Annotated in this window: 15 protein-coding genes; 5 read left to right on the top strand and 10 right to left on the bottom strand. The window is 62.9% G+C overall.

The annotated features are described in order from the left end of the window. Nucleotides 1-24 precede the first annotated feature (24 nt). Complete coding sequence (locus AC1Z32_RS11670; RefSeq protein WP_061125643.1) at nucleotides 25-345, bottom strand: hypothetical protein; 321 nt, start codon at nucleotides 343-345, stop codon at nucleotides 25-27. 375 nt (nucleotides 346-720) lie between these two features. Here AC1Z32_RS11670 and AC1Z32_RS11665 point away from each other — a divergent pair, with 375 nt between their 5' ends. Continuing rightward, nucleotides 721-1596, top strand: coding sequence for a class I SAM-dependent methyltransferase (locus tag AC1Z32_RS11665; RefSeq protein ID WP_483478860.1), 876 nt, complete (start codon nucleotides 721-723; stop codon nucleotides 1594-1596). Here the strand turns inward: AC1Z32_RS11665 and AC1Z32_RS11660 are convergent, their stop codons facing one another. Continuing rightward, entirely contained in the window at nucleotides 1597-2151 is a 555-nt protein-coding gene (locus AC1Z32_RS11660) for a DUF1415 domain-containing protein (protein ID WP_483478859.1), read from the bottom strand. It abuts the gene before it with no gap. Continuing rightward, complete coding sequence (locus tag AC1Z32_RS11655; protein WP_483478858.1) at nucleotides 2148-2795, bottom strand: TetR/AcrR family transcriptional regulator; 648 nt, start codon at nucleotides 2793-2795, stop codon at nucleotides 2148-2150. Before AC1Z32_RS11655 ends, AC1Z32_RS11660 begins: the two co-directional genes overlap by 4 nt. Before the next feature lie 131 nt (nucleotides 2796-2926). Here AC1Z32_RS11655 and AC1Z32_RS11650 point away from each other — a divergent pair, with 131 nt between their 5' ends. Both AC1Z32_RS11650 and AC1Z32_RS11645 read left to right on the top strand, forming a co-directional pair. Continuing rightward, on the top strand, nucleotides 2927-4210 hold the full coding sequence (locus AC1Z32_RS11650) for an MFS transporter (RefSeq protein ID WP_483478857.1): 1284 nt from the start codon (nucleotides 2927-2929) through the stop codon (nucleotides 4208-4210). Between the two features lie 67 nt (nucleotides 4211-4277). Further along, nucleotides 4278-4874 (top strand): nitroreductase family protein, encoded by a 597-nt coding sequence (locus AC1Z32_RS11645; RefSeq protein WP_483478856.1) that lies wholly within the window; start codon nucleotides 4278-4280, stop codon nucleotides 4872-4874. A gap of 3 nt (nucleotides 4875-4877) precedes the next feature. Here AC1Z32_RS11645 and AC1Z32_RS11640 read toward each other — a convergent pair whose 3' ends face one another. Further along, the gene (locus AC1Z32_RS11640) at nucleotides 4878-6365 is read right to left on the bottom strand and encodes an MFS transporter (RefSeq protein WP_483478855.1); all 1488 of its coding nucleotides are present in this window, start codon (nucleotides 6363-6365) and stop codon (nucleotides 4878-4880) included. 205 nt (nucleotides 6366-6570) lie between these two features. Here AC1Z32_RS11640 and AC1Z32_RS11635 point away from each other — a divergent pair, with 205 nt between their 5' ends. After that, complete coding sequence (locus AC1Z32_RS11635) at nucleotides 6571-7821, top strand: Hsp70 family protein (protein WP_483481612.1); 1251 nt, start codon at nucleotides 6571-6573, stop codon at nucleotides 7819-7821. Between the two features lie 71 nt (nucleotides 7822-7892). Here AC1Z32_RS11635 and AC1Z32_RS11630 read toward each other — a convergent pair whose 3' ends face one another. Then, nucleotides 7893-8096: a cold-shock protein gene (locus tag AC1Z32_RS11630; RefSeq protein ID WP_016346375.1), complete on the bottom strand. Its 204-nt coding sequence runs from the start codon at nucleotides 8094-8096 to the stop codon at nucleotides 7893-7895. Nucleotides 8097-8546: 450 nt separating this feature from the next. Here AC1Z32_RS11630 and AC1Z32_RS11625 point away from each other — a divergent pair, with 450 nt between their 5' ends. Beyond that, nucleotides 8547-10139: an APC family permease gene (locus AC1Z32_RS11625; RefSeq protein WP_483478854.1), complete on the top strand. Its 1593-nt coding sequence runs from the start codon at nucleotides 8547-8549 to the stop codon at nucleotides 10137-10139. 57 nt (nucleotides 10140-10196) lie between these two features. Here the strand turns inward: AC1Z32_RS11625 and AC1Z32_RS11620 are convergent, their stop codons facing one another. From AC1Z32_RS11620 to prfA, 5 genes are all read right to left on the bottom strand, one after another. Continuing rightward, nucleotides 10197-10982 (bottom strand): DODA-type extradiol aromatic ring-opening family dioxygenase, encoded by a 786-nt coding sequence (locus tag AC1Z32_RS11620; protein ID WP_483478853.1) that lies wholly within the window; start codon nucleotides 10980-10982, stop codon nucleotides 10197-10199. Nucleotides 10983-11091: 109 nt separating this feature from the next. After that, on the bottom strand, nucleotides 11092-11691 hold the full coding sequence (locus AC1Z32_RS11615) for a UbiX family flavin prenyltransferase (RefSeq protein ID WP_483478852.1): 600 nt from the start codon (nucleotides 11689-11691) through the stop codon (nucleotides 11092-11094). Between the two features lie 10 nt (nucleotides 11692-11701). Next, nucleotides 11702-12013 carry a Grx4 family monothiol glutaredoxin gene (gene grxD / locus AC1Z32_RS11610; protein WP_062610670.1) on the bottom strand — a complete coding sequence of 104 codons (312 nt, stop codon included), beginning with the start codon at nucleotides 12011-12013 and terminating at the stop codon, nucleotides 11702-11704. An 86-nt stretch (nucleotides 12014-12099) separates the two neighbouring features. Then, nucleotides 12100-12936: a peptide chain release factor N(5)-glutamine methyltransferase gene (prmC, locus tag AC1Z32_RS11605; RefSeq protein WP_483478851.1), complete on the bottom strand. Its 837-nt coding sequence runs from the start codon at nucleotides 12934-12936 to the stop codon at nucleotides 12100-12102. Next, nucleotides 12933-14015 carry a peptide chain release factor 1 gene (prfA, locus tag AC1Z32_RS11600; protein ID WP_483478850.1) on the bottom strand — a complete coding sequence of 361 codons (1083 nt, stop codon included), beginning with the start codon at nucleotides 14013-14015 and terminating at the stop codon, nucleotides 12933-12935. Before prfA ends, prmC begins: the two co-directional genes overlap by 4 nt. Between the last annotated feature and the right edge of the window lie 87 nt (nucleotides 14016-14102).

The raw sequence follows: 14102 nt of genomic DNA, 5'->3' as shown, positions 1-14102 counted from the left end.
GCCGGTTTCGGAGCCACGATCGCGTCAGCCCGGATAGGCTTCATCGACCTTCAGACCCGCCAGCTTGAAGATGACGCGCAGCGTTTGCGGCGCGATATCCCGGCGCGAGGCGAGCGTCGTCAGGACGAAGTCCATCACCTTGGCGTACTTCAGCATCGTCAGGCAGGTCTCGATGTCGGTGGAACCATCGCGCATCGACTCGGCGAGGCGCAACATTTCCACGGAAATCTCTCGGGCCATTTCCAGTTCGAGCTGCTGCTTTTCACTCCACGCGGGCATCGCGGTCAGTGCCGCGAGCATCTCCTGAAATTGTTTCTCTGCTTTCTTGTCCGGGATCGCATCCATCGCCGTCCTCTCATGTTCATGGCGCAGGCGAGTCGCATTCGCCGCGCTGTGCGTTAGGTGTTACGTAACAAGGCTGGGCGCGGGTGACGACGTTCTACGTGTCGAGGCGCGGCTTGTTACCAGCTTGTTGTTCCTGCTGCATCGGTACGCGGCCCGAGGCCACGCTGTGTCGTCTTTTCCAGTGGCCTCACTGTCGGACGATGCACAAACCGTTCCACGCGTTTTGCTAACACGCATTGGCCGATGATCAGCGGCTGGAACAAAGAGCGTCTTCGCGCTTTTGGGTAAACTTCCCCTTTTGAGACGGCAGAACCAGCGGTTAGCGCACATTCGGCGCGAACTGCTCCGCTTTTTTTTATTCAACACACCTTCAAGATGACCAGGAAGTCCTCCGCGTCGGCTCCGGGCACACCCGACCCCTCCACCAAACACGAGATCCGTCCAGGTCAGTCGATCGAACTGCTGAAGGAACTCCATATCCTCACGCGCGACGGCAAGATGAATCAGGACAGCCGCCGCAAGCTTAAACAGGTCTATCACCTCTATCAGTTCATCGAACCGCTTCTTGCCGAGGTGCATGCGCGCCAAGGGGCCGTATCGCTGGTCGACCACGGCGCGGGCAAGTCCTATCTTGGGTTCATTCTCTACGATCTCTTCTTCAAGACTCTGCGCGATCGGTCACACATCTTTGGAATCGAGACGCGCGAAGAGCTCGTAAAGAAATCGGAAGAATTGGCTGCTCGCCTCGGGTTTACAGGGATGTCATTTCTGAATCTATCGGTGGCCGAATCAATTGATTCGGATCGTCTGCCTGATTCGATCGATATCGTCACCGCGCTGCACGCGTGCAACACCGCCACCGACGACGCCATCCACTTCGCTCTGCAGAAGAACGCGAAGTACATCGTCGTGGTGCCGTGCTGTCAGGCGGAAGTGGCTTCGGTGCTGCGCAAGAACAAGGGCCATTCGCTCTCGAAGAACGTGCTCACGGAAATGTGGCGCCATCCGCTGCATACGAGGGAATTTGGGAGCCAGATCACGAACGTGCTGCGTTGCATGCAGCTCGAATCGCACGGCTATCAGGTGAGCGTAACGGAGCTCGTGGGCTGGGAGCATTCGATGAAAAACGAGCTCATCGTTGCGCAGTTCAAGGATCTGCCGCGCGGCCGCCCCGCGCAAAGGCTGTCGGACGTGCTCGAAACGCTCGGGCTGGAAGAATTGCGCGAGCGCTTCTTCACGCCCGCGCATTGATCAGGATTTGTCCATCCACGCCTTGAAGCCGTCGTGTCCGAGACGGCGCAGCGTTTCGATATTCCGTTCGTAGATGTCCGATGCATCCGGGAACGCATCGACGGCGCGATCGATGCTCGCTTCGCGCAGCAGATGAAAGATCGGATAGGGCGCGCGGTTCGTGTAGTTGTCGATATCGTCGGGCGCGGTGCCTTCGAACCGATAGTGCGGATGGAAGCTTGCAATTTGCAACTCGCCCGCGAGCCCCAGTTGATCGAGCAGGCGCTCGGCAAAGAAGAGGGCGTCGTTGTAATCGGCGAAATCGGCGAACGCGTGCGGCGTGATGAACAGCGTGGTGTCGACGGATTCGGGATCGGTGTCGTGCAGCAGACGAAGTTCGTCGGTCAGTTCCACGACCAGATCGTCGACGCCGCGCGCCTCGCTTACCACATAGCGAATCTGTTTTTTGACATGCACGCTCTTCGCGAATGGGCACAAGTTGAGGCCGATCACCGCGCGGGTGAGCCAGTGCTGAGTCGCCGCGATCACATCGTCGCGCGTGCTGCTGTCAGTCATGAACCTTCCTGTTTGCGATGCGCGGGACACGCCGCGTCGATCAGCGTGCGCGCAATGCGCGGCGCCGCGAGCAGCGGGCCCGAGCCGGGGCCGTATGTCTGGCTCGTCGCGTAGATGCCGTCTACGAGCAACGCGAGCGATTCCGCCAGTTCAACGGGATTATCCGCTCCCGCCGCCGTCGAAATCTCGACGAGGCGCGTCATCACATAATTTTTGTTGCGCTCGACCAGTTGCCGCGCGGGATGAGCCGGATCGCCGAATTCGCACGCGATGTTCACGAACGGGCAACCGCGATAATCCGGCGACGACGCCCGCTTCACCAGATCCTCGAGCGCCTGGATCATCTGTTTCGCCGGTTCGTCCGGATGTTTCGCGATGCTCGCCTCGAAGCGCCGCCGGAATCCTTCGTCCATGCGCTCCAGATACGCGACGACGAGTTCGTCCTTCGACGCGAAGCGCCGGTACAAGCTCATCTTGTTGACGCCCGCGCGCTCCACGACGGCATCGACGCCGATCGCGCGGATGCCTTCGCGATAGAACAACTCCTGCGCCGCGTCGAGCAATTGCTCCTGCGCCGTCGCGCCGTCGGTACGCACGCCGCGACGGGCGTGAGGTTTCGGCTGGCCGTCGGTCGATCGTGTCAAAGTCGGTTCCTCGAAGAAATCTGCTGCATGCTTGACATGTTACCGATCGGTAACTAAGCTCGCAACTCTGAATGTGACAGAGCGGTAACGAAATATCGCCCCACGGCAACAATCAACGAAACGGAGCAGCGATGAATTGGGTAGCGAGACGGCTGAACGGCCGGGTGCATTACGGCTGGGTCGCGGTGGGCGTCGTGTTTTTCGTATTGCTCGCGGCGGCCGGCACGCGCGCGACGCCGAGCGTCATGATGTTGCCGCTGGAAAAGCAGTTCGGCTGGTCGCGCGGCACGATCTCGCTCGCGATTTCGATCAATCTCGCGCTTTACGGCCTTGCGGGACCGTTCGCGGCGGCGGCGATGCAGCGCTTCGGCGTGCGCCCGACGGTGCTCGCCGCGCTCGCGACGCTCGCGGCGGGCGTCGGCATCTCGTCGATGATGACCGAGCCGTGGCAAATGGTGCTGGTCTGGGGCGTGATGGTCGGCAGCGCGACGGGCGTGGCCGCGCTCACGCTGTCGGCGACCATCGTGAATCGCTGGTTCACCACGCATCGCGGTCTCGCGATGGGCATTCTCACCGCCAGTTCCGCAACCGGCCAGCTCGTGTTCCTGCCTTTCCTCGCGTCGCTTTCGGAGCACTTTGGCTGGCGGCCGGTCGTGTTCGTCGTCGCGGCGGCGGCGGCCATCGTGCTGCCGCTCGTCGCGTGGCTGCTGCCGGAGCGTCCCGCGGATCTTTCGCTGCGTCCCATCGGCGAGAAGGCCGACCTGCCGCCCGGCGCGATTCCGCCGCCGAAAAATCCGATCAAGGTCGCGTTCAGCACGCTCGCGTCGGCCAGCAAGACGCGCGATTTCTGGCTGCTGTTCTTCAGCTTCTTCGTCTGCGGCGCGAGCACGAACGGCTACGTCGGCACGCACCTGATCGCGATGTGCTCCGACTACGGCATGACGCAGGTGCAAGGCGCGACGCTGCTCGCCGCGATGGGCATTTTCGATCTCTTCGGCACGACGCTCTCCGGCTGGCTTTCGGACCGCTTCAATGCGCGCGTGCTGCTGTTCTGGTATTACGGCCTGCGCGGGCTGTCGCTGATTTATCTGCCGTATGCGTTCGGCATCGATTTCTTCGGTCTGCCGCTTTTCGCCGTGTTCTACGGTCTCGACTGGATCGCCACCGTGCCGCCCACCGTGCGCCTCGCCACCGATGTCTACGGCAAGGAATCCGCGCCGATCGTGTTCGGCTGGGTCGTCGCGGGCCATCAGCTCGGGGCTGCGTTCGCGGCGCTCGGCGGCGGCATGCTGCGCTCGAGCCTCGGCAGCTACACCGTCGCGACGATGATCTCGGGCGGCCTGTGCCTCGTCGCGGCCGTGACCGTGCTGCGCATCAATCGGGCAAAGCGCTCGATGGGCGTTGCCACGACCTGAGGGTCTGCACGCGCGCGCGAGCTTGTTTATCCTTGTCGCTTGCCGTTTCAACACACAAGGACAGAACATGACCACGAAGCCTGCTCCGACCGATGTCGACATCCATGAACTGATCGCCGGCCGTTGGAGCCCGCGCGCCTTCTCCAATGCGCCGATCGAGCGCGCGTTATTGCATCGGCTGCTCGAAGCGGCGCGCTGGGCGCCATCGTCGAACAATCTGCAGCCGTGGCGCTTCATCGCGTTCGACCGTCATCGCGATGAAGCCGCGTTCAAGCGCGCATTCGACACGCTCGCGCCGTCGAACCAGAAGTGGAACGTGAACGTGCCGCTGCTCGTCTGCGTGACGGCATCGACGCTCACACCGAAGGGCGACCCGAACCGCACCGCCACATACGACACCGGCGCGGCCGCGATGGCGCTCACGCTCCAGGCACACGCGCTGGGTCTCGCGACGCATCAGATGGGCGGCTTCGATCGCGACGCGTTCCGTCACGCGTTCTCGATTCCCGCGGACATCGAAATCATCGCGATGATCGCGATCGGCCATCACGGCGACGCGAGCCTGCTCGACGATGCGTTGCGCGAACGTGAAGCCGCGCCGCGCGCGCGCAAGACGCTGGGCGAGACCGCGTTCGAAGGCGCGTGGGACAAGGCGTTCAAATAAGCTTCAAGGCTCGTCCGCGGCCGAGAGCGGACGAGCGACATCCTCCAGCGACTTGCGCTCCGCCGCGACGCCCCAGACGCCCGCGACGACCGCCGCCGCGATCATCAGCAGCGAGCCGATCAGATAGCCCGCGAACACGGCGCCGCGCTCGTGCGTATCGATCAGTTGCCCGAAAAGCGTCGGCCCGATGATGCCGCCGAGCGCTGTGCCGAACGCGTAGAACACCGCGATGGCGAGCGCGCGAATCTCCAGCGGGAAAGTCTCGCTTACCGTCAGATACGCTGAGCTCGCCGCCGCGGAAGCGAAGAAGAAGATCACCATCCACGCGATGGTCTGCGTCGTCACGTCGAGCATGCCGCGCATGAACATCCAGCCGCTCACGGTAAGCAGCACGCCCGACATCGCATACGTGAACGCGATCATCCTGCGCCGGCCGAGCACGTCGAAAAGCTTGCCGAGCAGCAACGGACCGAGGAAATTGCCCGCCGCGAACGGCAGCACATACCAGCCGATGTGGTCGCCCGGCACGTGATAGAAATCGGTGAGCACGAGCGCGTACGTGAAGAAGATCGCGTTGTAGAAGAACGCCTGCGCCGTCATCAGCACGAGTCCGACGAGCGAGCGCCTGCGATGTGCCTTGAAGAGCGTATGCACGACTTCGCGCAGCGGCGTTTCTTCGCGCGCGTGCAGACGCAGCGGCTTCACCGGCGTATCGGGAATCGGGACGCCATGCTGCTGGAAATGCGCCTCGATGTCCTCGACGACCTGCTTCGCTTCGTCCGCGCGATTGTGCGTGATGAGCCATCGCGGGCTTTCCGGCACCCACATCCGCATGAAGAGAATCGTGAGCCCGAGCAGCGCGCCGATGAGAAAACACGCGCGCCATCCCCAATCGGGCGGAAGCAGGGCGGGATCGAGCAGCACGATCGAGCCCGCCGCGCCGATGCCCGCGCCGATCCAGAACGTGCCGTTGATCGCGAGATCGGTCCAGCCGCGCAGGCGGGCGGGCGTGAACTCCTGAATCGTCGAATTGATCGCCGTGTATTCCCCGCCGATGCCCGCGCCCGTGAGAAAGCGGAACAGCACGAAGGTCGCGAGATTCCACGAGAATGCGGTCGCGGCCGTAGCGGCGACGTAAAGAAAAAGCGTGATGAAGAACAGCTTGCGACGCCCGAGCCGGTCCGTGAGCCAGCCGAAGCCGAGCGCGCCGAGCACCGCGCCCGCAATATACGCGCTGCCGGCGATGCCCACATCCGCATTGGAAAACTGCAACGCGGGGCTCGTCTTGAGCGCGCTCGCGACCGCGCCCGCGAGCGTCACTTCGAGCCCGTCGAGCAGCCACGTGATGCCGAGCGCGAGTACGATCAACGTATGAAAGCGTCCCCACGGCAGACGGTCGAGGCGCCCGGGCAAATCCGTTTCGATGATGCCGGTGCGCTCGCTGGCTTTATCGTTCAAACGGTTCTCCTCTTGCGCGGCGGTTTCGCTCATGGATATGAAGCATGCGTCACGACTGAAGCCACGCACGCGAAAAAGTGGACGAATTCGCGTCAGGCGAGCAAGTTACATTCCGCTTTTTGTCGAATAAACTCAATGGTTTAAAAATGCCGGCAATGCGGTTGATGCGCGTGCCGGAACGTGTTAAAAACCCCGTCCATGTTTGAATGCGGCGTTTCTCATGACGCCGCCGATGCCCATGACTTATTGCGCGATCGATTTCGGAACGTCGAACTCCGCTGTCGCTCTTCCTGGCGGCTTGTCGATCCGGCTTGCGCCCGTCGAAGGCGAGGCGACGACATTGCCTACTGCCGTTTTCTTCAACACCGACGAGGATAACCAGTCCTACGGCCGGGCGGCGCTCGAAGCGTACATCGACGGCTTCGATGGCCGCCTGATGCGCTCGATGAAAAGCATTCTCGGCTCGCCGCTCGCGGACAACAGCACCGACCTCGGCGACGGCTCCGCGATCAAATATACGGACGTCATCACGCTCTTCCTGCAGCATCTGAAGCAGAAGGCGCAGGCGATCGCGCCCGAGCCGCTCACACGCGCGGTGCTCGGCCGCCCGGTCTTTTTCGTCGACGATGATCCGCGCGCGGACCATCTCGCGCAAAAGCAGCTCGAAGCGTGCGCGCACGCGGTCGGCCTGCGCGAGATCCACTTCCAGTACGAGCCGATCGCTGCCGCCTTCGACTACGAAGCCGGTCTGACAAAAGAAGGGCTCGTGCTGGTGGCGGATATCGGCGGCGGCACGTCGGACTTTTCGCTCGTGCGCGTCGGCCCGGAGCGCGCGCGTCATCTGGAGCGCAAGGGCGACGTGCTCGCGCATCACGGCGTGCATGTCGCGGGCACGGATTTCGACCGCCGCGTGGAGCTCGTCACCGTGCTGCGCGAGCTTGGCTATCAGGCGCTCGATTCCGAAGGGCGCGAGCTGCCGAGCCGCGTCTATTTCGATCTCGCGACCTGGCATCTGATCAACACCGTCTACACGCCGAAGCGCGTGAGCGAGTTGCAGCTGATGCGTCATCTCTACACCGACTTGCGCCATCACGATCGGCTGATGCGTGTCGTGGATCGCCGGCTGGGGCATGCGCTGACCGCGCACGCGGAAGAAGCGAAGATCGATGTCGCCGCGGGCGGCACGACCAAAATAGACATGGAAGAGATCGAAGAGGCGCTGCGCGTTTCGTTCGACGAAACGCAGCTGATCGCGGCCGGCGCGGATGAAACGCGGCGGATCGTCGAGGCGGCGCAGGAAACGCTCAAGCGCGCCGGCGTTGCGCCCGCGGACGTTGGCGCCATCTACTTCACGGGCGGCACGACCGGCTTGCGGTTCCTGTCGGAAGCGTTGTCGGCGGCGCTGCCCGGCGCGCAACCGGTGTTCGGCGATCGCCTCGCCACCGTGGCGAAGGGACTCGGAATCTATGCGCAGCGCGTTTTCGCGTGACGTCGCACTGATCGGAGCCAAAAATAAAAAACCCCGCCTAGGCGGGGTTTTTCATACGAATTCTCGCGGGCTTAGGCCGGCTTGATGTTCGCTGCTTGCTTGCCCTTCGGGCCAGTCTTCACTTCGTAGGTAACCTTTTGGTTTTCCTGAAGCGTCTTGAATCCTTCGATGCGGATTTCCGAGAAGTGCGCGAACAGATCTTCGCCGCCGCCATCCGGAGTGATGAAGCCAAAGCCCTTTGCGTCATTGAACCATTTGACGGTACCGGTTTCCATGTTACGTATTCCAAAAAATTGATGAATAAGGCCGAAGCCCAAGGGTGCGGAAAATCAAGGAAGGGGCAATGGGACCAACCGGAGTACCGTGATGGCGAACTCGAAAGAACCAATTCACTCGCCACTTGAAATCCTGCAAGAAGCTTTATACGGCGAAACGATTGCCCGGTCAATTCATTTCCGACAACTCCCAAGGGTTTTTTTGAGATGTGCAAGCAAACATTACAAAGCTTGCAATTCTGCAATTGTTTTGCCTCAAAAATGCTGACTTGAGACGATTTTCTTCCCAGTATGCACTGCATTCGAAAGGTGCAACCGTTAAACTACGCGCCACTTTAAGGGTTGCACCGGCATCGCCGGATCGCCGGGATCGTTTCCTGGCATCCACGGCGGCCACGGCACGGCAGGCCGCGGGCGAAGCGCGCGCGGCGCGAGACACTGGAGAAGAGTTTGAAGAGTTCGATACAGAGAAATATCGGCCCGATGGCGCTATTGTTGACCGGCCTCGGGTCCATCATCGGTTCAGGCTGGCTGTTCGGAGCATGGAAGGCCGCGAAGATCGCGGGGCCGGCGGCGATCGTCGCGTGGGTGATCGGCGCGGTCGTGATCCTCGCGATCGCACTGACGTATGCCGAACTCGGCGCGATGTTCCCCGAATCCGGCGGCATGGTGCGCTACGCGCGCTACTCGCACGGCGCGCTCGTCGGGTTCATTAGCGCGTGGGCCAACTGGATCGCGATCGTCTCAGTTATTCCGATCGAAGCCGAGGCGTCGATTCAGTACATGAGCACCTGGCCGTATGACTGGGCGCATGCGCTGTTCGTCAACGAATCGCTCACGCCGATGGGCCTCGTGCTGTCCGCGCTGCTCGTGATCGTCTACTTCATGCTGAATTACTGGGGCGTGAAGGTGTTCGCGCGCGCGAACTCCGCCATCACGATCTTCAAGTTCCTGATTCCGGGCGCGACGATCGCGGGCCTCATTTATAGCGGCTTCCACGCAGAGAACTTCGGCACGACGTCGAGTTTTGCGCCTTACGGCTGGCCGGCCGTGCTGACGGCGGTGGCGACGAGCGGCATCGTGTTCAGCTTCAACGGTTTCCAGAGCCCGGTGAATCTGGCGGGCGAAGCGCGTCATCCGGCGCGCAGCGTGCCGTTCGCCGTGATCGGCTCGATTCTGCTCGCGCTCGTGATCTACGTGCTGCTGCAAGTGGCGTATATCGGCGCGGTGAGCCCCGGCGACGTCATGAAAGGCTGGTCGCATTTCAATTTCGCGTCGCCGTTCGCGGAACTGGCGCTCGCGCTGAATCTGAACTGGCTCGCGATCTTGCTGTATGTCGACGCTTTCGTCAGCCCGAGCGGCACCGGCACGACCTACATGGCGACCACGACGCGCATGATCTACGCGATGCAGCGCAATAACACGATGCCGAAGATTTTCGGCAGCGTGCATCCGTTCTACGGCGTGCCGCGTCCGGCGATGTGGTTCAACCTGATCGTCGCGTTCATCTTCCTGTTCTTCTTCCGCGGCTGGAGCTCGCTCGCGGCGGTAATTTCGGTCGCGACCGTGATTTCGTACCTCACCGGTCCGGTCAGCCTGATGGCGCTGCGCCGCTCGGCCACCGATCTCGACCGTCCGCTCAAGCTGCCGCTGATGTGCGTGATCGCGCCGTTCGCATTCGTGTGCGCGTCGCTCGTGCTGTTCTGGGCGAAATGGCCGCTCACCGGCGAGATCATTCTGCTGATGGTCGTCGCGCTGCCCGTGTACTTCTACTATCAGAGCAAAACGGGATTCGCGGGCTGGGGCCGCGACCTCAAGGCGGCGTGGTGGCTCGTGACCTATTTGCCGTCGATGGCGGTGATGTCGCTGATCGGCAGCAAGGATTTCGGCGGCAGCGGGCTTCTGCCGTACGGCTGGGATATGGCCGCGGTCGCGGTGCTCGCGCTGATCTTCTATTACTGGGGCGTGCACACGGGTTATCGCACGACGTATCTCGACGAACGCGAAAGCCGCGACGACATTCTTCACGAAGTCGGCGCCTGAGCGCTTCGGTTCGACAGTGAAAAGCCCGCCTGAGCGATCAGGCGGGCTTTTTTTCGATCAGGCGTCGGTGAAGACGTAGTTCGTCATCGCGAGCGCGCGCTGGAACGTGCCGAGCGACTGGATGCCGAGCCGATAGTCGTCCGCCGCCGCGCCGAGCGCGCTGAACACGGGCAGCAGGTGCTCGTCGGTGGGGTGCATCAGCGCGGCGTGCGGCGCGCGGGCGCGATAGTCGAGCAGGGCGTCGATGTCGCGTTCGGCCATGCGGCTCTCGAACCAGTCGGTGAACTCGGTCACGCGCGGATCGGCGTCTTCGGGACGCGCGCTGAAATCGGCCATGCGCAGGTTGTGCGTGATCTGCCCCGAACCGACGATCATCACGCCGTCATCGCGCAGATCGCGCAAGGCCCGCCCGATGCGATAGTGATGTGCGGCATCGAGGCGCGGCTGAATCGACAGTTGCGTGACCGGCACGTCCGCATCCGGGAACATCAGCAAGAGCGGCACCCATGCGCCGTGATCGAGGCCGTGGTCCGTCGTGGCCGCCGGAATGCCCTGCGTGGCGAGCAGCGCGGTCGCGCGTTTCGCGAGATCGGGCGCGCCGGGCGCGGGATAGCGCAGTTCGTAGAGGGCCTGCGGAAAGCCGTAAAAGTCGTGGATGGTTTCCGGGCGTTCAGCCGTGCTCGCCACCGGCTGCGCCGTGCCCCAATGGGCGGACAGCATCAAAATGGCGCGCGGGCGCGGCAGAGTTCGTCCGAGGGACGCGAATTCGGCGGACGGCATCGACGGATCGATCGGCAGCGTCGGCGCGCCGTGGGAAATGAAAACGGTGGGCAGTCGGCTCATGGCAGCAAAATTCCTGTGGGATCTGCCATCCAATGTAGGGCCGCGAGCGTCGTTGATAAACGGCTCATGCGGCAACGAATTGTGTCGCCGTTGTTGCTAATGTGGGGCGTCAGTCGGTTTCGCCGCGCAGACCTTGCCACGCCGCCGAGACCGGCTGCGCGAAACCGAACAGATCGATCACGCGCGCGATCGTGTGATCCACCATTTCATCGATGGTCGCGGGCTTCTGATAGAACGCGGGCAGCGGCGGAAAGATCACGCCGCCCATTTCGGTGACGGCCGTCATGTTGCGCAGATGCGCGAGGTTGAACGGCGTCTCGCGCACGAGCAGCACGAGGCGGCGGCGCTCTTTCAGCACGACGTCGGCGGCGCGGGTGATGAGATTGTCGGAGAAACCGTGCGCGACGCTCGCGAGCGTGCGCATCGAGCAGGGCGCGACGACCATGCCGTCGGTCGCGAAGGATCCCGACGCGATGCTCGCGCCGACATCGCGCACGCTGTGAACGACATCGGCCAGCGCGTGAACGGTGGCCTTGTCGAGATCGAGTTCGTGCTGGATATTGAGCCAGCCGGCGCTGGAGACGAGCAGATGCGTCTCGACGCCGCCTTGCCGGCGCAGCGTCTCGAGCAGACGCACGCCGTAGATGGCGCCCGTTGCGCCGGTAATCGCGACGATGAGCCGTCGTTTTGCGGCAGCGGGCGCGCTCACCGGTGAAAACTTAGGCCGCAGCGAAGAGCTGTTGCAGTTCGCCCGACTGGTACATCTCCATCATGATGTCCGAGCCGCCGATGAACTCGCCCTTCACGTAGAGCTGCGGAATGGTCGGCCAGTTGGAGAATTCCTTGATGCCCTGACGGATTGCGTCGTCTTCGAGGACGTTGACGGTCATGATCTGATCGACGCCGCATGCCTTGAGCACCTGGATTGCGCGGCCGGAAAAGCCGCACATCGGGAATTGCGCTGTGCCTTTCATGAAAAGGACGACCGCGTTTTGATCGACGATTTGCTTGATGCGTTCTTGCGTATCCATGGCGTTCCTGCGCTTGAATGTCGGAAGGGACTGATGGGTGAAATGATAGCGGATTTCGCCTTGACGGGCTGACAGCGCCCGAGCCCTCAGGCCGTGAAGCGACCGCCGGAGCAACGCTCGATGCCGGCGAGATCGCGGATCGAGCGGATATCGGTGAAGCCGCGCGCCTGGAGCAGCGCCCGCACGGATTCGGCCTGATCGTAGCCATGCTCCAGCCACAGCGCGCCGCTGTTCGCGAGCAGAAACGGCGCGGTCTCGATGATCGCGCGGATCGCCGACAAACCATCGGCGTCGTCGGTGAGCGCGCCGCGCGGCTCGAAGCGCAGGTCGCCTTGTTCGAGATGCGGATCGTCGCTCGCGATATACGGCGGATTGCTGACGATTGCCTCGAACAGCAACGATGGATCCATGTTCGCGGTCCAGTCGCTTTCGACGAACGCCAGCGGTCCGCCGGCGCGTTGCGGGCCGAGCAGTGCGCTCGCGTTTCGCCGCGCGACATCGAGCGCCGCCGGCGAGCGATCCACGGCCCACACGCGCGCATCGGGCCGCGCTTGGGCGATCGAAATCGCGATCGCGCCGGTGCCCGTGCCAAGATCGAGCACGCGTGCGCCCGGCGCATTGGCGATGGCTTCCAGCGCGAGCTCCACGAGCAATTCGGTTTCCGGGCGGGGAATCAGCACGTCCGGCGTCACGTCGAATTCGAGTCCGAAGAATTCGCGCTTGCCCGTCAGTTGCGCGATCGGCTCGCCAGCGAGACGTCGCGCGGAAAGTGCTTCGAATCGCGCCACGGCGGCTTCGGCAAGCGGCTCGTGATCGCGCGTGATCAATTCCGTGCGCCGCCAGCCGAGCACGTGCATGAGCAAGACGCGCGCGTCCAGCGCCGAAAGCGACGACGCCCGTAGAAGATCCGCCGCCGTGCTCACTCCGCTTCCCCGAGCGCCGCGAGCTGCTCCGCCTGATGCTCGGAAACGAGCGCGCCGATCAGCTCGTCGATATCGCCGTCCATGATGTATTCGAGCTTGTAGAGCGTCAGGTTGATGCGGTGATCCGTCATGCGCCCTTGCGGGAAGTTGTACGTGCGGATGCGCTCCGAACGGTCGCCCGAGCCGATCAGGCTCTTGCGCGTCGCGGCTTCCTTCGCGTGCTGCTCGTGATACTGCTTGTCCTTGATGCGCGCGGCGAGCACCTTCAACGCGCGGTCCTTGTTCTTGTGCTGCGAGCGGTCGTCCTGACATTCGACGACGATGCCTGTCGGCAAGTGCGTCACGCGCACGGCCGAATCCGTCTTGTTGATGTGCTGTCCGCCCGCGCCCGACGCGCGGAACGTGTCGATGCGCAAGTCGGCCGGATTGATCACCACTTCGCTGATTTCATCGGCTTCGGGCATCACCGCGACGGTGCACGCCGAGGTGTGGATGCGCCCCTGTGTTTCCGTCGCCGGCACGCGCTGCACGCGATGCCCGCCCGATTCGAACTTGAGCCGCGAATACGCGCCTTGCCCCGCGATGCGCACGATCACTTCCTTGTAGCCGCCGAGGTCGGACACGCTTTCCGACATCGTCTCGGCGGTCCAGCGATTGCGTTCCGCGTAGCGCAGATACATGCGCAGCAAGTCGCCGGCGAACAGCGCGGATTCGTCGCCGCCCGTGCCCGCGCGAATTTCGATGAAGATGTTGCGCTCGTCGTTCGGATCTTTCGGCAGCAGCATCGTCTGAAGATCGCCTTCGATCTTCACCATGCGCTCGCGTGCCTCGCCGATTTCCTCTTCGGCGAAATCGCGCATCGACGGATCGGAAAGCAGTTCCTGCGCGGTCGCTTCGTCGGTGAGCGCCTGACGCCAGAGCGCGTATTGATCGACGATAGGACTGATTTCCGCGTGCTCGCGCGTGAGCTTGCGATATTGGTCCATATCGGACGTCACATCCTCGCGGCTCAACATTTCGTTGAGATCGACCTGCCGTTTTGCAAGCTGGTCGAGCTTGCTTTGCATGCTCGTTTTCATCGGGCGGAATTGGCGCGGTCAGCGCCAGGAAATACTGCGATCGGGGAGCCGCCGCGCTAGACGCGCGGAGCATTTGAGAATAGCAAA

It is taken from the genome of Caballeronia sp. 11_S32, assembly GCF_056930355.1.
This window is presented reverse-complemented; position numbering and strand designations above follow the sequence as displayed.